The sequence below is a fragment of the Vibrio ziniensis genome (assembly GCF_011064285.1).
Classification (GTDB): Bacteria; Pseudomonadota; Gammaproteobacteria; order Enterobacterales; family Vibrionaceae; genus Vibrio; species Vibrio ziniensis.
This window is the reverse complement of the sequence record NZ_CP049332.1, coordinates 746,117-769,261: the sequence shown is the minus strand read 5'-3', so window position 1 is coordinate 769,261 and position 23,145 is coordinate 746,117. Positions and strand designations below refer to the sequence as shown.

The 23,145-nt window shown below is 41.8% G+C and carries 19 protein-coding genes; 12 read left to right on the top strand and 7 right to left on the bottom strand.

Annotated elements, in window-relative coordinates; translation table 11 throughout:
- Positions 1–331: 331 nt before the first annotated feature.
- A complete protein-coding gene (locus tag G5S32_RS18425) occupies positions 332–2,038 on the top strand; it encodes a phospho-sugar mutase (protein WP_165313620.1) in 1,707 nt (568 codons plus the stop codon).
- A gap of 121 nt (positions 2,039–2,159) precedes the next feature.
- Here the strand turns inward: G5S32_RS18425 and G5S32_RS18420 are convergent, their stop codons facing one another.
- Positions 2,160–2,636: a GNAT family N-acetyltransferase gene (locus G5S32_RS18420; RefSeq protein ID WP_165314197.1), complete on the bottom strand. Its 477-nt coding sequence runs from the start codon at positions 2,634–2,636 to the stop codon at positions 2,160–2,162.
- A 280-nt stretch (positions 2,637–2,916) separates the two neighbouring features.
- On the opposite strand from G5S32_RS18420, the gene G5S32_RS21650 reads away from it, so the two are divergent.
- A complete protein-coding gene (locus G5S32_RS21650; RefSeq protein WP_165313619.1) occupies positions 2,917–4,233 on the top strand; it encodes a methyl-accepting chemotaxis protein in 1,317 nt (438 codons plus the stop codon).
- A gap of 112 nt (positions 4,234–4,345) precedes the next feature.
- On the opposite strand, the gene G5S32_RS18410 is transcribed toward G5S32_RS21650, so the two are convergent.
- Both G5S32_RS18410 and G5S32_RS18405 read right to left on the bottom strand, forming a co-directional pair.
- Entirely contained in the window at positions 4,346–4,546 is a 201-nt protein-coding gene (locus G5S32_RS18410; protein ID WP_165313618.1) for a restriction endonuclease subunit S domain-containing protein, read from the bottom strand.
- Between the two features lie 73 nt (positions 4,547–4,619).
- On the bottom strand, positions 4,620–6,536 hold the full coding sequence (locus G5S32_RS18405; protein ID WP_165313617.1) for a methyl-accepting chemotaxis protein: 1,917 nt from the start codon (positions 6,534–6,536) through the stop codon (positions 4,620–4,622).
- Between the two features lie 309 nt (positions 6,537–6,845).
- On the opposite strand from G5S32_RS18405, the gene G5S32_RS18400 reads away from it, so the two are divergent.
- The 7 genes from G5S32_RS18400 to G5S32_RS18370 all read left to right on the top strand — a co-directional run bounded on the left by G5S32_RS18400 (position 6,846) and on the right by G5S32_RS18370 (position 14,018).
- On the top strand, positions 6,846–7,802 hold the full coding sequence (locus tag G5S32_RS18400) for an AAA family ATPase (protein WP_165313616.1): 957 nt from the start codon (positions 6,846–6,848) through the stop codon (positions 7,800–7,802).
- A gap of 9 nt (positions 7,803–7,811) precedes the next feature.
- Positions 7,812–8,735: a DUF58 domain-containing protein gene (locus tag G5S32_RS18395; protein WP_165313615.1), complete on the top strand. Its 924-nt coding sequence runs from the start codon at positions 7,812–7,814 to the stop codon at positions 8,733–8,735.
- A gap of 10 nt (positions 8,736–8,745) precedes the next feature.
- Positions 8,746–9,231, top strand: coding sequence for a DUF4381 domain-containing protein (locus tag G5S32_RS18390; protein ID WP_165313614.1), 486 nt, complete (start codon positions 8,746–8,748; stop codon positions 9,229–9,231).
- The gene (locus G5S32_RS18385) at positions 9,218–10,186 is read left to right on the top strand and encodes a vWA domain-containing protein (protein ID WP_165313613.1); all 969 of its coding nucleotides are present in this window, start codon (positions 9,218–9,220) and stop codon (positions 10,184–10,186) included. Before G5S32_RS18390 ends, G5S32_RS18385 begins: the two co-directional genes overlap by 14 nt.
- On the top strand, positions 10,179–12,002 hold the full coding sequence (locus tag G5S32_RS18380) for a VWA domain-containing protein (RefSeq protein WP_165313612.1): 1,824 nt from the start codon (positions 10,179–10,181) through the stop codon (positions 12,000–12,002). The genes G5S32_RS18385 and G5S32_RS18380 overlap by 8 nt, the downstream gene beginning before the upstream one ends.
- 2 nt (positions 12,003–12,004) lie before the next feature.
- Complete coding sequence (locus G5S32_RS18375; RefSeq protein WP_246201116.1) at positions 12,005–13,687, top strand: BatD family protein; 1,683 nt, start codon at positions 12,005–12,007, stop codon at positions 13,685–13,687.
- A gap of 115 nt (positions 13,688–13,802) precedes the next feature.
- A complete protein-coding gene (locus G5S32_RS18370) occupies positions 13,803–14,018 on the top strand; it encodes a DUF3820 family protein (protein ID WP_165313611.1) in 216 nt (71 codons plus the stop codon).
- Between the two features lie 257 nt (positions 14,019–14,275).
- Here the strand turns inward: G5S32_RS18370 and G5S32_RS18365 are convergent, their stop codons facing one another.
- On the bottom strand, positions 14,276–15,385 hold the full coding sequence (locus tag G5S32_RS18365; RefSeq protein ID WP_246201114.1) for a GGDEF domain-containing protein: 1,110 nt from the start codon (positions 15,383–15,385) through the stop codon (positions 14,276–14,278).
- A gap of 360 nt (positions 15,386–15,745) precedes the next feature.
- On the opposite strand from G5S32_RS18365, the gene G5S32_RS18360 reads away from it, so the two are divergent.
- Positions 15,746–16,123 (top strand): hypothetical protein, encoded by a 378-nt coding sequence (locus G5S32_RS18360; protein ID WP_165313610.1) that lies wholly within the window; start codon positions 15,746–15,748, stop codon positions 16,121–16,123.
- Positions 16,124–16,367: 244 nt separating this feature from the next.
- On the opposite strand, the gene G5S32_RS18355 is transcribed toward G5S32_RS18360, so the two are convergent.
- On the bottom strand, positions 16,368–16,982 hold the full coding sequence (locus G5S32_RS18355) for a 3'-5' exonuclease (protein WP_165313609.1): 615 nt from the start codon (positions 16,980–16,982) through the stop codon (positions 16,368–16,370).
- Between the two features lie 746 nt (positions 16,983–17,728).
- On the opposite strand from G5S32_RS18355, the gene G5S32_RS18345 reads away from it, so the two are divergent.
- Positions 17,729–18,040 carry a hypothetical protein gene (locus tag G5S32_RS18345; RefSeq protein ID WP_165313607.1) on the top strand — a complete coding sequence of 104 codons (312 nt, stop codon included), beginning with the start codon at positions 17,729–17,731 and terminating at the stop codon, positions 18,038–18,040.
- Positions 18,041–18,125: 85 nt separating this feature from the next.
- Here G5S32_RS18345 and G5S32_RS18340 read toward each other — a convergent pair whose 3' ends face one another.
- The gene (locus tag G5S32_RS18340; RefSeq protein ID WP_165313606.1) at positions 18,126–19,811 is read right to left on the bottom strand and encodes a GGDEF domain-containing protein; all 1,686 of its coding nucleotides are present in this window, start codon (positions 19,809–19,811) and stop codon (positions 18,126–18,128) included.
- Positions 19,812–20,120: 309 nt separating this feature from the next.
- Here G5S32_RS18340 and G5S32_RS18335 point away from each other — a divergent pair, with 309 nt between their 5' ends.
- A complete protein-coding gene (locus tag G5S32_RS18335) occupies positions 20,121–22,052 on the top strand; it encodes a diguanylate cyclase (RefSeq protein ID WP_165313605.1) in 1,932 nt (643 codons plus the stop codon).
- A gap of 22 nt (positions 22,053–22,074) precedes the next feature.
- On the opposite strand, the gene G5S32_RS18330 is transcribed toward G5S32_RS18335, so the two are convergent.
- Positions 22,075–23,022 carry a LysR family transcriptional regulator gene (locus tag G5S32_RS18330; protein ID WP_165313604.1) on the bottom strand — a complete coding sequence of 316 codons (948 nt, stop codon included), beginning with the start codon at positions 23,020–23,022 and terminating at the stop codon, positions 22,075–22,077.
- Between the last annotated feature and the right edge of the window lie 123 nt (positions 23,023–23,145).

The following is a 23,145-nucleotide window of genomic DNA, read 5'->3' as shown; positions in this document are numbered from 1 at the left end:
CGCTGTACTTCAACACCTCTCTGTACTTCAATACAACGAACGTGAATCGACACAAACAGCAAATTTGACTCAATTATTATGATTGTTAAATTTTTGTTATTTAAAATATTAACTAAAGGCTAGTTAGGGTTTTTGGTTTGTTCAAGGAATAATCAAAACAGATTTATAAAAGTGGTTCATAACAAAACTGTTCTAGAATAGTTTTGAATCTAGTGAAGACATTTGAATGTAACAGACGACGCTTAATACATGTTTTAGCGATTGCGCACTCATAAATGAGAATACATATCAATTATGCTGCGTACTCAAATCCATACACAAGGTGGCAATCATGATGGAAAAAGTCACGCAATGGTTATCGGCAGACCCTGATCCTAAAACTCGGGAAGAACTGCAATATCTGATTGACCATAAGAAATATGAAGAATTAGAAGACCGCTTTAAATGCCGACTCGAGTTTGGTACTGCCGGTCTTCGCGGAAAAGTTGGTTGCGGTCCAAACCGCATGAACCGTTTAGTGATTCAGCAAACCGCATTAGGTCTTGGTGAATACCTAGTGAAACAAGTCGACAATGCGAAACAGCGTGGTGTCGTGATCGGCTATGATGGTCGAACCGATTCCAAATCATTTGCTTACGACACCGCTGCGGTGCTAACGGCTTTAGGCATTAAGGTTTATTTAACTCATAAAGTCGCCGCAACCCCAATTGCCGCATTTGGTGTCAAACACTTCAATGCTGCTGCGGCTGTAGTCGTAACAGCAAGTCACAATCCGCCAGAGTACAACGGATTCAAAGTTTACTGGGAAAACGGCGCGCAAATCATTCCACCGCACGATTCTGGCATTGCAAAAGAAATTGATATCGCGACCAATCGCATGATACCACTGATGCCGCATGCCGATGCCGAACGTCAAGGTCTGCTGGTTTGGTTACGTGATGATTACTATCAAACCTATCGCAGCGCGATTAACAGCAACCCACTACTTTCAAATCACACCGACCCAAGCAGCATCTCTATTGCTTACACAGCAATGCATGGCGTTGGCGCAAACATGGCAGAAGACTTACTCCATGATGCGGGCTTTAAGAAAGTAATGAGCGTAAAAGAACAGCGCGAACCAGACGGTACTTTCCCAACGGTTAACTTCCCTAACCCAGAAGAAGCTGGCGCAATGGACATGGTCATTGAGCTTGCAGATTCTATCGAAGCGGAACTGGCTTGTGCCAATGACCCAGATGCCGACCGCTTTGCCGTTGCTGTGCGTAAACCCGATGGAAGTTACCAGATGCTCTCGGGCGACCAAGTGGGTACTCTTTTCGGTAACTACTTACTGAGTAAAACCGATGCGAAATCTCAGTTAGTGGGTAATACCATTGTCTCTTCCAGTCTACTGAGCAAAGTAGCAAAAGCGCACGGCGCAAAGTATTACCAAACGCTGACAGGCTTTAAATGGCTAACCAACATTGCGATGCAAGAGCAAAGCGATGAACACAAGTTCCTGTTTGCTTATGAAGAAGCACTTGGTTACACAGTAGGTAACACGGTTTGGGACAAAGATGGTCTGTCTGCTTTGGTCGCGTTCGCTCAACTTGCAGCAGAACTGTACAGCCAAGGTAAAACCATTTGGGATCAACTGGAAGAGATCTACCGTGAACATGGCATGTACATTAATGCTCAACGTAGTATCGCGCTTGACCCAGATTACCCGCCAGTAGGAGAACTGCTACGTGCTGAACCACCGACTAAAATCGCGGGTAAGAACATCTTAGTTACTGAAGACTTAAAACTCTCTGTTCGCACGGATAACCATGGCAACAAAGAAACCATCAACCTACCAAGCAGTGATGTACTGATTTATCACTTGGAAGGTGGTTCTCGCGTGATTGTTCGACCTTCTGGCACAGAACCAAAACTGAAATGCTATTACGAAGTGGTAGGCAGTTTTGCTCACAATGAGAGCTTTAAAAGCGCTCAGGAACGAGCTGAAGAACAGATGGCTCTGCTGATTAGTGAACACCAACACAGCTTGAGATAAGCGTTGAAGCTAACTCGGTATCATCCAGTTCTAGGAAGATAGCAGGATCAAAAAGAGACAAAAGCACTGTGTTTTTGTCTCTTTTTATTTACCACTTTTCACTGATGCACAAATAGCAGGTCTAGATTCTGTCGCCCACATTTCTGGCAATCATCAACACTTCATCGGCTGAATACAGATTCGAGATCGTGCTCTCCACTTGCGCACCCAAAGTGTCTCGATACAACTGCTGAGCGAAATTATCTGCTCTTGTCGTGACCAGTATATGCTTGAGCACTGAATCTTGCTGAGCAAGTTGTTGTTTGACCATAGGTAAAGACTCAACAATTAGCGCTTTACCAAACCCTTTGCCCTGATATTCGGGCAACACAGCAAGTTGTTCTAGTTCTAAAACCGCTTCTGGTCTAAAACCACTTTTTTGTACCCAGATGATATAACCCGCGATGGTCGATTTTTCCTGTTCTTCAATCTCAGCGACATAAATCAAGTAACGAGGAAATGCATTAAAATTACACTGCAACCATTCCAGTGAATGGCGCTGTCTTACAAACGCAGACTGGTGCACTAACGCAGCTTTAGGTAAGTCACTTTCCTGCATCAAACGTACAATCAAAATTACTTCCTCTTTACCTCTAGATTGAACGTAACCGTACCATACTTTTAGTTAATTTTTCGACTGCCCCTCCAAAGTAATGCGAAGGAATGAATTACACATAAGACCACTAAATCCAAAATTAACTTTGACAGACTTATGATTAAGGCAAAATAATTAGTACTAATAACACACTCTATTATCATTCACGCACTTAATGATTGAGTGTTTTTCTGGGTAGCGGTGGTCCCCATGAAGCCCGGCTAATATTAACAGCAAGGTTACTATGTTTTTTAATAAATCACTCCAAAAAGAAAATCAGCAATTAAAAGAAAGACTGTATTCACTGGAACAGGTTCGCGAAAGTCTCAACGCGGATATGCTCAGGTTAACACTCGATCCTCAGGGAAAAATTATTTCCGCAAACGCCAATTTTGAAAAAGAATTAGGACTTAAGTCCGATGCAATAGCAGGCGCTCACCTAACTGCGTTAGTACCCGAGAAAGCAAGGCAGTCTAAGCATTTCCAACAAATGAGAAATGCGCTTGAGCAGAAAAAACACTGGAATGGCGCTTTGCAAATTTCTAAGGTAAACCGCCAGGAAGCTTGGCTGAGAATAATTCTGCAACCTATTTTTGATATCCAAAACAAACTGACGCGCTTCTCCGTTTATGCCACTGAGTTGACCAGAACAATCTCGGCATCACGTGAACACGAAGATATGCTAAAAGCCATAAACCGTTCTATGGCAGTGATTGAGTTCTCTCTAGATGGAACCATACTTCGTGCTAACGACAACTTTCTAAAAACAATGGGATACAGCAGCAACGAACAAATTGCTGGCAAACATCACCGAATTTTCTGTGAATCAAGTGAAGTTAACTCACCAGCTTACACTGAATTCTGGAAGAAACTGGGGAGAGGTCAATTCGTATCGGAGCGCTTTAAGCGAATTGATAAACATGGGCATGTTGTATGGCTAGAAGCTTCTTACAACCCTATTCATAACGATACAGGAGATCTGTACAAAGTCGTTAAGTTTGCAACGGTTATTACCGATCAAGTGCAACAAGAACTTGCAGCTCAAGAGGCAGCGCAAATCGCTTTTAACGTATCAGAAGAAACCGGACGCCAAACGACTCAAGGACAAAAAGTCGTTACTGATATCATAAAGAAAATGGAAAATTTGGTGCGCCAAATGAAACAAGCCAGTGCTGATATAGAAGCACTCAATGCACACTCTAAAAGTATCAGTGATTTGGTTGGCAACATCAGTGGTATAGCAGACCAAACCAACCTGCTAGCACTCAATGCCGCAATCGAAGCTGCACGCGCTGGCGAACAAGGAAGAGGATTCGCAGTTGTTGCAGATGAAGTGAGACAGCTTGCTTCCAGAACGAACAGCACCACTGAAGAAATAGTCACTGTTGTTGCTGATAACATGAAGCTGACCGCCAAAGCTGTTGAGCTTATCGCGGCATGCCAATCTCAAACGGGTGAAGCATTAGATCTCTCAACACAAGCGGGTAAAGTAATAGAACAAGTTGAACAAGGCGCGATTCGAGTCGTTGAAGCCGTCCGCCAGTTTAACCAGCAGTTGTAACTTGACTCAGTAACTGTAACTCAAACGCTTAGAAAAAAGGTCTAGCAACTCGCTAGACCTTTTTATTTGCAATCTTTCACTCATCAATAAATAACGGATGAGAAGAAACTTGTTAGTGAATAGGTGCACCATTTTTCGCGTTAAATTGGCCAAAGTGCTGTTCCAGAACTTCTGGAGTTAGCTTGCCTTCTGCTTCCAAACGCTTCAGCTCAGCGACTATCGCTTTCTGTTCTTCAATACTTGGTAGTGAAACCTCAGGTTCGTTACCTACTTCTTGAGTCATCTGCTCTAGTTCTTTTTCAAAATCGCTCATTACTCTTACCTAAACTTCAAAGTTCAAAATATCAAATTCTGGGGAGAAGTTTACCCAACTCCCCAGCAGGATACTAGAGTTTAAAGCTACCAACCATCTTATCCAAACGACCAGAAAGCTCACGAAGCTCTTGGCTAGCGCCAGCCAGCTCTTCAGCCGTACCCGTTGTGATCTCGTTGATAGCGTTAATTTCTTCAATGTTCATGTTAATAGTATGAACCACTGTCGACTGCTCTTCTGTTGCTGTTGCCACTTGTGTATTTCGGTCTGAAATATCGTGGATGCGTTCCGAGATACCAATCAACACTTGAACTGCTTCGTCAGAGGAAGAAACACCTTCCAACGTTACTGATTTGCCCGCTTCCATTGCAGACACGGCATCTTTTGCATCACTTTGTAGCTGGTTAATCATCTTCTGAATTTGCTCAGTTGAAGCTGCTGTACGACTAGCCAGATTGCGAACTTCATCTGCAACTACCGCAAAGCCACGGCCTTGTTCACCGGCACGAGCAGCTTCAATCGCCGCATTTAGTGCTAACAAGTTCGTTTGTTCAGAAATACCACGAATAACATCCAGTATCGAACCGATATCTTGAGTGGTCGACGCAAGCTGGCCAACCACCTGACCAATGTTTTCAATGTCATCGGCTAAACGAGCGATCGCATCTTTTGCCTTATTCACCACTTTACGCCCTACTTCGGTATTCGACGTCGCTTGGTTTGCGGTCTCCGCAGCAGTCGCAGCGTTAGAAGCTATCTCACTGATGGTTGCACCCATTTGGTTAATGGCTGTCACCACCTGAATAGTCTGGTCGCGCTGCTGCTGACTGTTGTCATGTGTAGTATGCGCTTTGGTTGAAACTGTTTCTGCGGCTACTTGCAATGCATTACTGGTTGAAGCCACTTCTTTCATTGACTGATGGATCTTTTCAATAAAGCCGTTGAATCCAGTTGAAAGTTGAGCAATTTCATCGTTACCCAAAACTTCAATTCGTTGTGACAAATCGCCATCACCCTTACCTAAATCCGTAAAGCGAATGGCAATCTGACGGATCGGGTTAGCAATACTGCTTGCCAAAACCAAGCCCATCGCAATAAAGATTGCAGCGACAATCAGTGTAGTAATCAACATGCGTTGAGCTACGTCGTTCAAGTCAGCGAACACTTCGTTAACTGGCACCGTACCCACAACAAACCAATCCATAGACTTAACGTAGAAGCTTGCCACGAACACATCGGCGCCTTCATGTTGAGCGGTAATCAGGTTAAAGCCAGTCTTGTTCAGCAACTTGTTGGTTTCCGCGCCAAACAGTTGAGTCAGCGTTGATTTTGCCTTCGACTTTTCACGGTGGATCTGAACTTCGCCTTTCGCGTTAGTCAGGAACACATAGCCTGTCTGCTCAATCTTATAACCGTTTAGCAGCTTCACCATGTCATCCATAGATTTAGAAAGGCCAGACATAGTGTCACCATTCACGTCCTGATAGTTGGCGAACATCTTCACCTCACCAGTCGCTTCTTGGAACATGCTTACCATGGTTGGGTTACCGGAACTTACAAACGCATAAAACCAGCCATCTTGCTGTTTGTTCAGTTCACGAAGGAATCCATTTTGGTTCCAGTAATAAGCGGTTTTGCGGTTCGCCACTGACGCATCGTTCAACTTGAACTGGGCGCGAATGTTGTTTAGCTGCTTGACCAACATTGCTTCATCACCAGAATCGACATTCTTGGTGGCAATGGCCTTTTTAATAAATTCACTGTTGGTGATCTGCTGTGCTGCCAATAGAAGATGTGTCACTTCGCTATTGATTGAGCTGCTGATCTGTTCCAGCATCGATGGGAGTTCAATATCCACTAATCGATGCTCTAATACATCTCTTGCCTGACGTTGTGCCATGACCCCGACAATGATCGTCGAAGCCAGCACTGCAAAGGTAATCCCTGCCACTACCTTCGTCTTAATGCTGACATTGCTAAATTTGAGCATCTATTCTTTACCTATTTTGGCGATTTGTTTTAACGAACGTTGTATCGACTTTAAAACACAATTCTTTATGGTAAGACAGCAATTAATTCACTCCATTTATCAATCAAATGAGTCCAGAGTTAACTTGTGCATTTATTTCATTGAAATGGTTTAGAAAAGTTGAATGAGCCTCCATATGTTGACCATTACAAAGTTCTTTATGATTAATTTGCTCAATAAACAATCAAACGAACAAATATCTCATCGAATAAGGAACTTTTTCGGTTACAGGCTCACTAAGAACAAGATTATCAAGGAGAGTAGGATTTCATGCAGTCAGAAACCTTTCATTCGCTACAGCAGCATTTAAACCAACAGGTCATTGGTCAATCCGCTTTAGTTGAACAACTTCTAGTCGCCCTCTTGGCCGATGGTCACATTCTGGTAGAAGGGCCTCCAGGGCTAGCAAAAACTCGTGCGGTTAAATCGTTGGCAGACTGTATTGAAGGGGATTTCCACCGTATTCAGTTCACTCCTGATTTACTGCCAGCTGACCTGACGGGCACTGACATCTTCCGTCCTGAGACCGGTGAGTTTACATTCCAAGCAGGACCGATTTTTAACTCCCTCGTTCTTGCAGATGAAATCAACCGCGCACCAGCAAAAGTTCAGGCCGCGATGCTTGAGGCAATGGCGGAAAAACAAATTACCGCTGGTAGAAAAACGTATCGTTTACCAGAGCTATTTCTAGTCATGGCAACGCAAAACCCGATTGAGCAAGAAGGTACGTATCCGCTACCAGAAGCTCAACTTGACCGATTTTTGCTGCATCTCAATGTGGATTACCCTGATGCCGAGCATGAGCTAGAAATCCTTCGTCTTAACCGTGGTGAAGCTAAAGGTGAAGCCTCGCAGACTCTGCCAAAAATTTCTCAAGAGCAGATATTTGCTGCGCGCCAAGAAGTACTGAATATTCATATGGCTGAAACCATCGAGAAATACTTGGTACGTTTGGTTATGGCAACACGTAAACCTGAGCAATACGACGCCAAACTGGCACAATGGCTAGAACTGGGAGTGAGCCCTCGTGCCACAATTGCGCTTGATAGATGTGCTCGTGCTCGAGCTTGGCTGCAAGGCCGTGACTATGTAAGCCCAGAAGACTTACAAGCAATGGCGTTTCCTGTGCTTCGACATCGCTTATTGCTCACCTATCAAGCACAAGCCGAAGGCGTACACCCTAACCAAGTGATTACCCACTTACTTGCTCTGGTTGGCAGTGCGTAAGGCAGCATGATGTCTCAGTCATTAAAACAGTTGTTACCTGCAAATTCAGATGGCGTTCACCTGTGCTTGGAAGAGCTACTGCCTTACAAACAACATACGGTGAAATGGCTACCACCTGCCAAAAGTTTATGGTCGCAACTGTTAGGTCAGCACCAGAGCAAACAACTGGGGCGCGGTATGGATTTCGCGGAGGTTCGGCAATATCAACCGGGCGATGATATTCGTGCAATTGACTGGCGCGTTACCGCTCGCACAGGAAAACCACACACCAAATTGTTTTCAGAAGAACGGGAAAAGCCCGTAATTCTGTACGTGGATCTAAGTGCCACTATGCAATTTGGCTCCTCACTGCTACTGAAGTCCGTGCAAGCCGCTCATATGGCGAGCTTACTCAGTTGGTTATCAGTTGCAGAAAAAGACCGTATTGGTGCCGTTATTGATACAGGTTCAAGCCTCGTTGAGATAAAACCAACTCGCAGAAATAAGGGTCCACTGCATATCATTGCTCAACTGGTTGAGTGTCAGCATCAAGCTCTCACTCAAGCATCGGTACCCAGTTCAATGCAAACCGTTTTGATGACATTAAACCGTCTCTGTCCTAAAGGCAGTGAGGTAATAATGATCAGTGATTTTGTTAATTATGAGGATTCTTTTAAACCATTATTCAACCAGTTACGTAAGCATAACCGCGTGAGATTAGTCCATATTTTTGATCCATTAGAGCAAGGTGAGACTAAATTTAGAGGAATTGAACGAGTAAGTAATGGCAAAAATGCGTGCTGGCTTAACTTTTCGTCTAAATCTGATCGCCTAAGCATCAAAAATGCCTTTGATTCTCAGAAATTAGAATTAGAATCATTGTGCCAATCTATGGAAATGGACTACCGATCTCTTTCTAGCGATATATCTTTGCTACAACAACTTTCTGGATAATTTAAAAGATATGCAAGAATCATCAAATCTACTCAATCTTAGCGATTTGCATTTACCTGAAGTACCTTCTTGGCTACCACTTTCTTGGGGATGGTGGGCAAGTCTATTGGCCATAGTCGTAGTACTGGTCAGCATCGCATTAATTGTCCGTGCTAAGAAGAAACGTATGGCGCCCAAAAAAACCGCTTTACGTTTACTAAACCCAGCACTAGGACATCAGACTCCATCATCAGCGATTGAGTTAGTTCGTCAAGCAGCGTTATGTTACTACCCACGTGAGCAAGTCGCTCATTTAACTGGTCCAGATTGGTACGCATTTTTAGATTCCCAAGTGGATACACCTCTTTTCATGAAGAATGAGGAAACTTGGCAAAAGGCTTTGTATCAGAAACAAAAAGTTGAAAATGCACAAGAATTGGTCGCAGATTGCTATCAATGGGTAAACACAGCGTTGCCGCCGCAAAAAAGGAGAAATTTGAGCGTTGGCAAACATTGAATTTGTATGGTGGTGGCTAGCTGTATTACTGCCTCTACCATTCGTTATTAATCGATTTTTACCTCCTGTAAAGGAAAGGGCAGCCATACAGTTGCCCTATTTACCGCCACAAAACTCAATAGCAAAACCAAAACAATGGTTGGGCAAGCTATTGGCGCTACTAACCTGGCTGTGTCTGCTCACTGCTGTTTGTCGCCCCGTCTGGTATGGTGACCCTATAACAACGTCTCCAAAGCATCGCGATCTGATGCTGGTTGTCGATCTCTCTTACTCAATGAGCCAAGAGGATATGGAATACAATGGCAATTACATTGACAGGCTAACAGCGGTTAAGAATGTCCTCAGTGATTTCATCAGCAAGCGTGAAGGCGATCGTTTGGGTTTAATCTTCTTTGCTGACCACGCATACTTACAGACACCACTTACTTTGGATCGCCAAACGATCAGTCAACAGCTCAACCAAGCGGTACTCCGCCTGATTGGTACCAAAACCGCCATCGGTGAAGGTATAGGTCTGGCAACCAAAACTTTTATTGATAGCGACGCACCACAGCGTGTCATGATCTTGCTCAGTGATGGTAGCAATACATCTGGTGTTCTTGACCCAATCGAAGCTGCCAAAATCGCAAAGAAATACAACTCCACTATCTACACTGTCGGCGTAGGTGCAGGTGAAATGATGGTTAAAGAGTTTTTCATCACTCGTAAAGTCAATACCGCTCAAGACTTAGATGAAAAGAGCTTAATGGAGATCGCTAAGATAACTGGTGGTCAATATTTCCGCGCTCGTGATGCGAAGGAACTCTCAACAATTTATGACACTATCAATGTACTGGAACCAATTAGCCAAGCAACTCAAACATGGCGTCCGCAAAGTGAGTGGTTTGGTTATCCATTAGCGCTTGCTTTACTTCTGTCTGTAACTTTGTTTGTCGTAAGGAGAAACCATGTCTGATTTCACACTCCTTACACCTTTTTGGCTGTTGGCACTTATTCCATTAGCTGCAATAGTGTTTTGGCTCTCAAGACGTAAGCAAAACCAAGGGCTTATTGCAAATCACATAGCTAAAGCTCTGGGTATCGAAAATCGACATCGAACTCAATCCGTTATTTCACTAATAGCACTAAGCTGGTTGGTGGCGGTGATTGCATTATCAGGGCCGAGTTTTGAGAAACAAACGCGCCCAAGCTATACCAATAGCAACGCGCGTATTCTTATTATGGATATGTCGTTGTCACTCTACGCGACGGATATTAAACCTAATCGCTTAACTCAAGCTCGCTACAAAGCGCTCGACTTACTCAAAGGTTGGAGTGAAGGCAGCACAGGTTTAGTCGCTTATGCGGGTGATGCGTACACTGTCAGTCCGTTAACGAGTGATAGTGCTACTATTGCGAATCTACTTCCTAATTTGTCCCCCGATATCATGCCTTATCAGGGAGCCAATGCCGCATCGGGTATCAAGCAGGCTATTGAGATGCTTAAGAACGCAGGTCTTGCGCACGGAGATCTCATTTTACTTGCCGATGATCTTGATGAGCGGGAGCAATCAGACATCGAAAACGAGTTGTCAGGAAGTCATTTCAAGTTGGTAATATTGGGTATTGGCAGTGCGGCTGGTGCTCCTATTACACTCAGCGATGGCTCTTTACTAAAAACAGATAATGGTCAAACTGTTGTTGCTAAAACCAACTTTGAAGCGATGCAATCTTTAGCGAGAAGTGTCAATGGTGTATTCACTCCCTATCAGGCCAGTGGTCAAGACGTAGAACGCATCTTATCCGAACAAGGTTTGCAGCATGACGCCAGCAAGAAAGACATTAAAGAAACTCTGACCGAGAATGTTAATAATGGCTATTGGCTACTACCTCTTCTAATCGTTCCAGCGTTGTTACTGTTTCGCAGAGGGATGATTTTTGTCTTACTCCTAACCACCGGGTTTAGTTTTATGTCACCCAACGCGAGTGCGGCTTCTCGATTCGACACAGGTTCTCCATGGAAAAACCGCAATCAACAAGCAATGGAATCTTTTCTCGCCAAAGACTATCAAAGCGCCAGTGAGAAGTTTACCAACTATGAGTGGCAGGGCGTAGCTCGTTATAAGAACAACGATTTTAAAGGCGCAATTGAAAGCTTTTCCAAAGTAGACAAGCCGTCTGCAAGAACACAATACAACCTTGCCAATGCTTATGCTCAAAATGGTGACTTAGACAAAGCCAAAGAAATGTACCAGCAGGTTTTGCAGCAAGATCCAAGCAACCAAGATGCAAAACACAATCTTGAAGTCATCGAACAAGCTCAGCAACAGCAACAGCAACAGCAACAGCAACAGCAACAGCAACAGCAACAGAAGTCTCAATCTCGATCGGACTCTGAACAATCACAAAACGATTCATCACAACAATCTGACTCGCCCTCTTCGCAACCAAAGGATGAGGAGCAATCCCAAGAGCCTAATCAGCAAAACCAAAATTCACAAGATCAACAAAGTGAAAGCTCTCAGCAACAGAACAAGCATAATGAATCGGAACAACAAACTGCTAGTCAAACACAAACGCAGAGCAAACAAAATGAGCAAACAGATCAGAATTCACAACCTAGTGAAGAGCCTAGCGCTGTAACTTCAACAACGACCGAAGACATAGACCCAGAATTAAGAAAGCTTGAACAAGTTGAGAGCACCCGTGATCCAAGCCTGTTATTGCGCTCCCAATTGTTTCTTCAAGCTCAGGGCAAACAGCCTCCACAATCTAATGGTAAAAAGTGGTAACGATGAACGCATTACATTCTCCATTCGCTAACATTCCTCGAATGACTTACCTTTCTCGGTTTGGACGAGCCGCTTTCTGCTTCGTTCTTGCAGCTTGTAGTCTGTATAGCTTTTCCGTTGAAGCAGCATCCTTTTACGCTAGTGTCAGTAAAAACAAAGTCGTCAAAAATGAAGTATTCCAGCTACGCTTGGTTAGTGACGAAAAAGCCTCATCTGACGATATTGATTTCACCGTATTAAACCCTGATTTCTTATTAGGTCGACCAAGTTTTGGCTCGTCGATTAATATCGTTAACGGCTCTCGCAGCAACAAAAGCGAGTGGACTATATCAATCGCGGCTACTCGTATGGGTATTATCACAATCCCAAGCTTTGAATTGAAAGGGCAAAAAACTCAACCCATTGCAATTCAGGTAACACAAGATGAGCAGGCTCCTGACGTCAAAGATCTGGTTGAAGTACAGACTCAGCTTTCAACATCGGAGCTCTATCCTAGTGAAAGCGCCATTTTGAAAGCCCGCTTGATTATTAAAGCGGATCCGCGTCGTCTGCAAAACCCAACTGTGTCACCACCTGCCGTTGAGGGGCTTGAACTCAACGCTGCAAGTGAAACGAACCAATATCAAACCATTCTCGATGGTGTCGAAGTCACCGTCGTTGACCAAGACTTTCGTATCACAGCAAAAGAAGCAGGAAACTACCAACTTAGTGAGCCAGTCTTTAAAGGCACACTTGTCTATGGTAATAGCTACAATGGAGGAACACGTTTAGTTCCTATAGAAACCAAAGCAAAAACATACTTAATTACCGTCAATCCGCAGCCTGCTAACTATCGCGGCATTTGGCTACCCACCAACGAATTAAATCTGACACAAAAATGGAGCGACAGTCAGGGGAGTACTATTTCAGGTAACAGTTACAACACACAAGTTGGAGAATCCATTACTCGAGAAGTAAACCTGCAAGTTTCTGGACTGACGCAAGATCAATTACCAAACATTAAGGTTAACTACCCTAACTCGTTAAGTATTTACGATGAAAAACCCCAGTTCACAACTCTAAAAAACGGAGATGTGGTAATGACAGTAAAACAAGTACTGATCCCACGCCAAAGTGGTGATGTTGTGTTACCCGCAATATCTGTAGATTGGTGGAACAGTGCTACTAAACAGCAGCAAGCAAGTGTGGTTTCAGGACTCACCTTACATGTGAAGCCAAACGATACCCCCCTCGTTGCCGCACCTACACCGATTCAACCATCTGCACAGGTAGAAACCATCAGGGTTAAAGATGCGGGTTTATGGCCATACATAACAGCATTGTTCGCGATTCTTTGGGCTATCACTAGTGTATTCGCGTGGCGTTTAAAGTCGTCTTCCGTATCAAACAAAGCAACAGTAGACAAAGTAACAACAAATGAGTACCAAGCAGCCAAGAGTGCTTTATCTGGCAATCTTGATGGTATTACTATTACAGCATCAGTGAAAGCATGGCTCGATACGGTAGAACTTGAAGCTGGAGAGTCCGTTGCTATCAATAAAGCGCTGAGCGAGATCAATCAGGCGCTTTACTCATCGACACCTCAAGAGTTGAAAACACAAGATCTAGAATCGTTAATCGAACAGATTCAGAAGCAACAAATAAAACGTCGTAAAGACAAACCAACCGCCCTAGCTAAACTTTAACACTTTAAAGCCGCAACTTTTTTGCGGCTTTAATAACAGATAAGAGCATGAGTATTGCGCTATCGATAGGTGGCACAATACTCTGAAATGACAATAATAGATTGGCAATCCACTCATGTTAGAAAAAGAAAACCTCATAAAACTTGCTCGCATACAAATGCCTTTTGGGAAATACGCTGGCCGCGTTCTGATTGATTTACCTGAAGAGTACCTGCTGTGGTTTGAAAAATCCGGCTGGCCTAACGGTGAGTTAGGAGCACTCCTTCAGCTCTGCCTTGCTTTAAAAATTGAAGGATTAGATAGCGTTATTAAACCATTGAAAAAGATGTAATTTATTGGAATATTCGTAAGTCTAAAGCCTATACTGCGAACGCCAATTAGAATGTGCCATCGCGAAAAATTAATTAGAAGAACTGCATAACCACTGAAATGATAGACACCTTTTAGTTAGGCAAATTCTTGCACAGTTGTTATTTTTAATGGCACTTTCGACTTTCTAAGTTTTGATTTAACATAGCTTATAGGACGGGAAACGCGTGTGATTCATCTTGAGTAAATACCACTAAAAATAACGTTGGAATTGATATGTTAGCCGCTAATCTCTTGAGGAGTGATAACTTTATATCTCCCCTTACCTGCGATTTTTGCCTGATACATAGCTTTATCTGCTAAGTGAAGGCAGTCATTTAAATTCAGTTTTTGAGTATCAACAAAAACGACCCCAATACTAGCGCTAACGTTCGCATTTAGCCCATGCAGCGAAGGGAGTTTAACTTCAGAAAATAGCTCTATCACTTTCTCTGCAACATTTAACACTTGGCACTCATCACTGTATTCTTTAATAAGCAGAGCAAATTCATCCCCACCAACACGAGCAACGTCATAAGGTCCTATTGTGTCTTTAAATGCCTGAGCAACTAATTGTTTTAGACTTATTCCAAACTCTGAAAGAACAAGGTCACCATAGGTATGACCATGGTTATCGTTGATAGACTTAAAGTTATCCAAATCAATATAGATTAGTGCTTTCATAGGTTGATGGGATAATTGCATCGAGTGGTAGAGAATGGAGTTAAAACTAGAGCGGTTGGCCAACGTAGTAAGAGAATCAATATAAGCAAGCTCACTTATTCCCTCATCATGCATTTTCATTATGTATTCATCCATTTGCATCTGGAAGTAAATCAAAATGTGGCACATTCCACTTAACGCTATCATGGTAATTAAAAAGCGGATACTGGTAATGGTAGAGTATTGATAAACTGGTACATTTAACGCCAATACAACTGCAATGCTTGTAATGAATAAGAATGAAAGAACCAAGCCTTGTTTAAACTGATTAATGAAAATACCAATAGCAGCAAGAGGATATACCCACAAAGCTCCGGTGCCTTCGTAGCCACCAGTTAACACTAAGAATAGGCTTAACGAATATATTATTATCGTTAGGCAAATCAAACCCAACTCTTTCCAGCGTGGCAGTAGCCAAATCGTTAAACAACTAAAACCAGTGTATAAGGCTAAAGTTATGGATAGAAGCGTTTCACCTTTATAAAAACAAAAAGCAGAAAATATTCCTAAAAAGACGATACCAAACACGGTTAAAGCAGAAATCATTGTTTGTTGTCGATGATGTTTAGTTAGCACCACTTCAGATAGTCTATCTGCTACAAAGCTATGAATATTTTTGTTAACCACAAGTTCCTCTAGGATTTTTTATTGCATGATGCATAGGTTCATTCAAAAACCAACAGATATTTCAATTTAACGTACATAACAAAGCGATATTAATCCGAATAATTATTGATAATTTTTATGTTTTCATTGTAATACATGACTAAACACCTCTTCAACTTTACCTTGATTTAAGCATTGAAGAGTTAAGAAGTGGGGAGCCTATCATCCATATTTATAATATTAACTGAGTATTCACTTTTCCTTCTTCTGTGTCTTGCCTAGAATGATTAACGCAAATCACGTTTCAACCTCTTCTAAGATAGTATTTTGCTAGAAATCGCGCATAATCTCGCTATACAACACTCTAAGAAGAAATGACCTATGGCTGATTTTCAATACTACTTCCATCAACTCCCTTGTTTTAACTGTAAAAAAACCAAAGTAAGTACAGATCTTGGTTGGTTAACCGCTGCAATGAAAGATGATGTTTTAACTCAAGTGGCTGCAATAATCGCACAAGGCGACGTTGAACCGGATCTTATGGTGAACGTAACCTGTACGAAGGATGAAGCCCGTGATTACTTGTTGCTGAATTTCTACGGTTACTCAGAAGAAGAGCTGGCGAATCAAGTTGAGGCGGAAGATGAACAAGAAGTAGCAGATGAAATAGCAGATCTACTAGCAGAAAGTAACGATACAGTCGTCTTTGAACACGAAATCGCATTACAAAGTTGTACTGATTGCGACATTGATGAATAGTCAAACTAAGCGTAATCATTAAGTTAAACACATTCATCAAATATAAAATGATGATCTTGTATGTAAGGCGTTAGCAGAGTCGAGTCTGCTAGCGCCTTTTTCATTTCTGCGGTTATTAGTAGAGTACAATCCAAGTTGATTGATATTGCTTTGTGCCTATCGCAACCGGCAATACCTAAAATCATTCATTAAATTGTTTATTTAGTAAATGGCTCACTTTTGCACAAAGCCATTTCATTCAAGTTTAACCGCGACTTTTCGCGAGTAACTGATTCACTTGCCCTTTAGCCGTCTTACTTATGGTCTGCATAAGCTCAAAACTTGGTTTGATGATTCCAAAGTGCTCTATATCGGCGATCATTTGTAGCCAAAGTCTGGCGGTCATTTGTGCATCGGCTAACGCCCGGTGAAAAACTCCGTTGTTTTCGATGTTTTTGTAGCGTACAAGCTCACCAAGTTTGTGTGAAGGCGCATCTTGAATCAGCCTTCTTGCCACCAGCAAAGAACAAGCGAACTCTCCTGAATAGCTGCGGTTGATTCTCTCAAGCTCTGCGTCTAGAAATCGCTTATCAAACGAAGCGTTATGAGCTATCAAGTTCTCATCAGAAATGAAGTCACTAAATGATGCCATTACCTCGTCACAGCTCGGAGCCATACGTAACATGTTATTAGTGATACCAGTATAGTTTTCAATGAATGAACTGACTCTGAAGCCTGGATTCATTAGCTGCTGAAAACTATCAACAATTTCCCCATCAACTAATTTAACCGCACCTATTTCAATTGCTCGATCACCAAGGTTAGGAGAAAGACCTGTAGTTTCAAAGTCGAGAACTACCACAGAATTTGCTTGAGGCATGAGGTTTTCCAACTAAACAATAATGTGCATGAGTATCACTAAAAACAGTGGAAAAAGAAAGGCGATGACGCTTCATAGAAATAGCTAGTTAGCTTAGAGTAGCTGCTGAGAGTTTCGTTCAACACATCTAGCTATTTAAGTTTAACAACCAGATAGGAAAACTTAATTTCCATGAACAAAAATACAAACTTGATTTATATCAATAAAGTGTCATAGCAAATAGGAGTACGTTTGATCTGTTCAAATTTTTGAGGGATTAAAAATGACAACGTCTAAAGTATTCTTAAGGAACGTTTTAGGACTATTACTTATCATGTCTGCAGTGCTCGCTGGACTATATATATTGTTAGATATATTGGCGCTATTTGCCTATATTAATCATGAGGATATTATTGCAGGACTCTTTATACATGACTCCTTCTACCTTTTATTTTTCTTTATACCGCCCTACTTTATCGGCAAATACATCAATCGCCCAGATACAATAAAAGAACTTGAAGATTACCTCCTACAGAAAAGTAAAACCGAGCATTACTAACGTAGAATATAGAGATATATAAGTTTCTTAGGTGCGTATGGGTAACTAATAGTTCACTTTAACGACTGATCTTTCGTTGGTAGAGAGTTTAACTTCACCTTCATTAAGTTAATAATAAAGTTGTTAACATACGCAGATAATTAGCTCATAAATCCAAAAGCTTTGCCTATACTTTAGCTATATTAGTACATCGAATATGGATATCTTGATGGCAGAACAAAATATTGGGCAGATTCTTCAGGCTTTTAACAGCATCGAATCTAAGATCCGTGAACAAAGTGGATTGCTGAAAGATCTCACCGCTCAGGTTAAAGTTCTCGAAGGGCAAAACAAACTACTCGTACAGCTTGTACACCAAATGAAATCGCCTTCCCCTGCTCCAGCAGAACAGATCGACCCATTAAAAGCAGAATTTCAAAATTCCGTGACGAAAAGTTTGAAGTCGATTGAAGAACAATCGAAAAAAACCATGGATATGATTAAAGCCAATGGCGCTGGAAAGAAACGAGTGTGGCCTTAATTGGCTTGATTTTAAACTAAGAATGAAGCTGAACAGTTAAATAATGGAACGATTTAAGCTTCATCACTCTCGCCATTAAGTGATTTTATTTTATTGATATAAAATATCCATTTCTTCCATTTTCTTTCGCTTTATAGAGTGCAGTGTCAGCATTTTGCAATAAGGTGTCTATATATTGCCCTCGAACATACATAGCTCCGCCTACACTCACAGTAATTGAGAAGCACTCAGAAAACTTATGTTTGGATATTTGAGCACATAAGCGATGTGCCATCTGGACCAGATCGCGCTCGTCGACGTTCACTAATAGAACAAGAAATTCATCTCCCCCCCAACGTGCTGCCATGTCATAAGAACGAATGGTTTCTTTTATGATCTTTGCCATTGCTCTCAATGATTCATCACCAGCGGCATGACCATAGGTATCATTAATCTCTTTGAACCAGTCAATATCAATCCACAACAAACCGAGTTGAATGCCTTTACGATCAGCAAGATTGATACTACTTTCTATGCGTTCAGTCATACCACGTCGGTTATAAAGCTCGGTTAAAGGATCTATTTGAGTAAGCCGCTCTAACTCCGCAGTCCTTTCTAAAACTTTACGTTCCAATTCGCGCTTTGACTGCAATACGGTTTCAGCCATTTGAATAAAATGATTAATCACTCTTCCCAACTCTCCCCGTCTTCGGGTAGTGATTTCAGAACTAGGATTCTTTCCCTTTTCAAATAAAACTAAAGCCTTATCTAATTCACTGATTGGGTTTAATACCAGGCGGTTTAACACTAAATTCATCATCATCAACGCAATCAATAAAGTGACGATGAACACGACGACAATCTTGGTGAAATGTGAAACTGGAAGAAAAAGATTCAAATCGATCAGAGTGATTTCGTACCAATCAATTTCAGGTAAATAAACTAAACCAACCAGTTGTCGACTGCCTCGTATATCTACGAATGTCGTTGCAACTTGTTTTTCTCCAGCTTCAAGTTCTCGCATCAATTGATAAATGGCTTCTAACTCGCTTCGTTTTTCGAAAATCAAATCGATAGACTTATGAGAACCCTCTGCTTTTGTCACGGATCCGAAGTCGATCATTGCTTTATCACGATGAAGTTGAATCGCTCCCGAGTGATCCACAAACAAACTGTGTATACCTGGTTCATCCTCTTCAACAACGGTTTTTAAAAAAGTCGTCAAATCTAGACCGGTACCGACCATACCAAGGGTCTTGTCTCCATCTTTAATAAGTACATCAATCCAAAGCTTAGTTAACCCTAACTCAACATCTGGATTGACGTTGATATGAATATTCCTGTTCTGATCAATTATACTGTAAAACCAACTATCTTCTTGCTTACTAGGGTCCAAAACATAACGAAACTCTTTGCCTTTAAATTCATCTTGGGCATTGTTATGGTAATAGTGACCATTGCTTAATAACGCAACAAAGTAGCTCTTATTTTGGAAATTCTGGCGATAACTCTCAAGTTCATCGAGCGCAACATCTTTCAGTACTTCATTATGAGGATGATGTGCCCACTGCTTAATAACGTTGGAAGTGGCGAGTTGACGAGAAAGCGCAAGTTCACGAAGAATAGGTTGAAGCGTACGGCTTTTATCGTAGAGAGCCTGTTTGGTAATAAATCGCGGAGCCCATTGTTCAATGATACCTTCAGCCAGTGTTCTTACGGACCAAGATACCGCCCCCGCAGTGACAATAAACACCAGAGCAGTAACTATCATAAACTGAGGCTTTAACTTCATTACCCTCTCCAGTGAAACTTTGATGCTTGTACGTCTACTTCAGCCGATTTAGACATCGCTAATAAAAAGATGAGATGTGTGTTAGGTTAACTATTAGTTAACTACAGGCTTTGTGTAATGCAGTAGCGCTACTAAATGAAAGTGGAATCTACGGCATATTTATACACCTTGGCTAACCTATTTTTTGCATAAGTATGAGTTATTCGACGAAGATTAAATAACGCGAGTTCAAATTAACCGTACTTCATACAAGCAACATCTTGATAACTGTCTATCTTTATAGAATAAGAAAAAGAACGGAAATTTTAGATGCGCTTACATAACAGCCTTCCAAAAATCATTTTTATCCTTATATCTTTTGGGGTGCTGATAGTTGTCACCGAATTCTTAACCAGAGAGGTGATTCTATTTGGTCAAACGGAGACTATTGCATTAACTAACGCAAAACAGAAGACCAAAGAAAGAGAAGATTTTCTCGCCCGCTTTTTTGATGACTCTCAAAACACTATCCATTCAATACGAGCAAGTGAATCTTTTAATCAGTTCCTTAATAATCCAACCAGTTCCAAAAAGAGCTTTGAACAATTGGCACTCACAATTGCAGAAAGCCAGCACGATATAATGAAAATCCGTTATATCGATAATAAGGGAATGGAAGTTATCAGAATCGACAGAGATACTCTGGGAGATTCAGCAAAAATAGTTGAAGAAGGTAAGCTACAAAATAAAGCCCATCGCTATTTTTACTACGATTCTATTGAGAAAAAAGCGGATCAAGTTTGGTTTTCGAATCTCGATTTGAATGAGGAAAATGGTCGCGTTGAAATTCCCTACAAGCCAACATTGCGAGCCATCATGCCACTCTCCTATAAAAATGACTTCTATGGAATTTTAATTGTTAACTACTTTCTCAAACCGCTGTTTGACACCTTTGCTAATGCTCCATTGTATCACTCAATATTAGTGGACAGTGATGGAGAAATCCTGATTCACTATGATCAAAAAAGAAATTGGAGTCGCTACAGTGGGGGCGATAATATCTACGCAGATATACCCGAATTTAACAAACTCATTAATAATGATACTTACGAAACGCCCAATTATTTTTCCAGGAAGCTCAATCTCCCAGCGCCCCAAAAACTCTATTTAGTTCTTTCACTCAATAGTACTTATAGTAACCTTCAGGAAACACTGTCTCGAAAAAGCTTCTTATACAACTCAAGTATAACCCTGCTTATAACTGTGATATTTGGTTTCATTTTTGCAAGAGTGTTAAATAAATTCTTTACCGATTACACCAACCGTGGAAATTACATTGAAAAGTTGATGGACCTCAACCTACGGATCAATAACTTACATTTGAAAAACAAAATATATATGGATATGGCGAGTGACGGAATTCACATCCTCGATAAACATGGCAATGTCGTTGCTTTCAGCCACTCTTTCGCAGAAATGCTCGGATATAGCGATGAAGAAACGGCAAAACTCAATGTTCGAGATTGGGAAGCGATTATTAAGCCTGAAGATATCCTAGCAACAATGGCAACGTTCGGTACTGAATCGAAAAAACTGGAGACCCAGCATCGCAGAAAGAACGGTGCAATCATTGATGTAGAAATTAATGCCAAATGGATAAAGACAAGTGATGGCAACTTTTTCTATGCATCATCACGAGATATTACTGACCGTATACGCCTAGAAAAAGAACTGCACAAACTGGCAACGACAGATACGCTCACGCAACTACCAACTCGCCGTGTATTCATGGAGAAGCTCGCTGCCGAATTAGAGAGATACCACCGAAGCCAGTGTGACAACGTCACTGTAATATTTCTCGACCTAGACCACTTCAAAGTGATTAATGACACTTACGGTCATGGCGCTGGTGACAAGGTATTGGTCGCCGTTGCGAATATCTTGAGCGATGAAATCCGCAAAGTCGATTCTGTCGGCCGTTTAGGTGGAGAGGAATTTGGGTTAATTTTAACAGGTACTTCAACCGAACTCTCAATCCACTTTACTAACCGTATACGTAAACGAATAGAAGAATGCCCAGTGGTATTAGAGCATGACATTATTCATTGTACCGCAAGCATGGGCATTACTATGATCAACCAGCTCGATACCGATGTTGATAAAATTCTTGAGCGGGCAGATAAAGCGCTGTACAGCGCCAAACATTTAGGGCGAAATCGCGTGGAAGTGTATAAAGAACTTAGCCAAGCCTCTTCTAACTAAGTGCTTCATGCTTGGTCAGTGCTTAGCTAAGATTTCCCCTTACAAGTGCCTGTGTGTTCTGTTTTAGCATCCGAATGAATTTGGATTCAATTTCATTCAAACTCACTGTGTCTGGTGTCACCAAATACATATCCGTCACAGGTAATGACTCGTACGGCGGCAACGCCCACAAAAGCTCTTGTGCAACAAACGGCTTGGCACTTTCCACGGTTAACGCTCCAAAGCCGATTCCGGTCATGATTAAACGACGCACCTCTTCAAGGTTTGAAGATACCGCCACCAACTTACCCCAGAACTGTTTTTGATCTCGGAACTGCGCGATAGCATCTAAGCCTTCTCCGGGTTGGTCGCTTTCAAATGAGATGTATGGCAAGCCACGTATATCTTCTAGCGTCAAATCTTTGCGACCAAAACAAGGGTGTGCTCGACCACAATAAAAGCCCATCTGTTCATAGCCGATAAAATCGCATCTCACACCTGTTTTAGCGATTTTCTTGTTGCTTAATCCGATATGTAAAACACCTTCGGTCACATGGCTGACGATATCGGCACTTGGAAACGTATTGATATTGAAAATCACGTTGGGGAACAAATTATGGTACTGAGCGAGCGTAGTATCAAACGCCGGGCATTGAAGATGGCTGGCAATCTCAATCGTTAGCTCTCCTTGAATGTTATCGGTCTGGTCAACGAACTGATCCGCCATTGTTCCGACAATGCGACCGACCGATGATGCGTATTCGTACACTCGCATACCATGCAACGTAAGGGTGAATACACCTTTCTTTCGCAGTATTAATCGCTTATCAAGATGATCTTCTAATCGCTTGAGAGCATTACTCACACTCGGTTGGCTCAAGGATAATCGACGTGCAGCGGCGCTAATCCCCCCTTCATTCACAATCGTTAAAAAGGTATAGAGCAGATTCCAATCCAGATTGCGAAGTAATCGATCTTTAGCGTTCAGCATTTCGTCATCCCATTGAGTGATTTATCCATAGCGACAGGCTATGTATATCATATTTATTCATCATTATGGATATTAACTAACTTTGCACATACTCAATAAACAGCAATTTAAATCTGCAACCAT

What these genes read in the sequence shown, in the direction of transcription:
- G5S32_RS18425 (WP_165313620.1), top strand. Translation starts at nt 332, where the DNA reads ATGATGGAAAAAGTCACGCAATGGTTATCGGCAGACCCTGATCCTAAA.
- G5S32_RS18420 (WP_165314197.1), bottom strand. Translation starts at nt 2,636, where the DNA reads ATGCAGGAAAGTGACTTACCTAAAGCTGCGTTAGTGCACCAGTCTGCG.
- G5S32_RS21650 (WP_165313619.1), top strand. Translation starts at nt 2,917, where the DNA reads ATGTTTTTTAATAAATCACTCCAAAAAGAAAATCAGCAATTAAAAGAA.
- G5S32_RS18410 (WP_165313618.1), bottom strand. Translation starts at nt 4,546, where the DNA reads ATGAGCGATTTTGAAAAAGAACTAGAGCAGATGACTCAAGAAGTAGGT.
- G5S32_RS18405 (WP_165313617.1), bottom strand. Translation starts at nt 6,536, where the DNA reads ATGCTCAAATTTAGCAATGTCAGCATTAAGACGAAGGTAGTGGCAGGG.
- G5S32_RS18400 (WP_165313616.1), top strand. Translation starts at nt 6,846, where the DNA reads ATGCAGTCAGAAACCTTTCATTCGCTACAGCAGCATTTAAACCAACAG.
- G5S32_RS18395 (WP_165313615.1), top strand. Translation starts at nt 7,812, where the DNA reads ATGTCTCAGTCATTAAAACAGTTGTTACCTGCAAATTCAGATGGCGTT.
- G5S32_RS18390 (WP_165313614.1), top strand. Translation starts at nt 8,746, where the DNA reads ATGCAAGAATCATCAAATCTACTCAATCTTAGCGATTTGCATTTACCT.
- G5S32_RS18380 (WP_165313612.1), top strand. Translation starts at nt 10,179, where the DNA reads ATGTCTGATTTCACACTCCTTACACCTTTTTGGCTGTTGGCACTTATT.
- G5S32_RS18375 (WP_246201116.1), top strand. Translation starts at nt 12,005, where the DNA reads ATGAACGCATTACATTCTCCATTCGCTAACATTCCTCGAATGACTTAC.
- G5S32_RS18370 (WP_165313611.1), top strand. Translation starts at nt 13,803, where the DNA reads ATGTTAGAAAAAGAAAACCTCATAAAACTTGCTCGCATACAAATGCCT.
- G5S32_RS18360 (WP_165313610.1), top strand. Translation starts at nt 15,746, where the DNA reads ATGGCTGATTTTCAATACTACTTCCATCAACTCCCTTGTTTTAACTGT.
- G5S32_RS18355 (WP_165313609.1), bottom strand. Translation starts at nt 16,982, where the DNA reads ATGCCTCAAGCAAATTCTGTGGTAGTTCTCGACTTTGAAACTACAGGT.
- G5S32_RS18345 (WP_165313607.1), top strand. Translation starts at nt 17,729, where the DNA reads ATGGCAGAACAAAATATTGGGCAGATTCTTCAGGCTTTTAACAGCATC.
- G5S32_RS18340 (WP_165313606.1), bottom strand. Translation starts at nt 19,811, where the DNA reads ATGAAGTTAAAGCCTCAGTTTATGATAGTTACTGCTCTGGTGTTTATT.
- G5S32_RS18335 (WP_165313605.1), top strand. Translation starts at nt 20,121, where the DNA reads ATGCGCTTACATAACAGCCTTCCAAAAATCATTTTTATCCTTATATCT.
- G5S32_RS18330 (WP_165313604.1), bottom strand. Translation starts at nt 23,022, where the DNA reads ATGCTGAACGCTAAAGATCGATTACTTCGCAATCTGGATTGGAATCTG.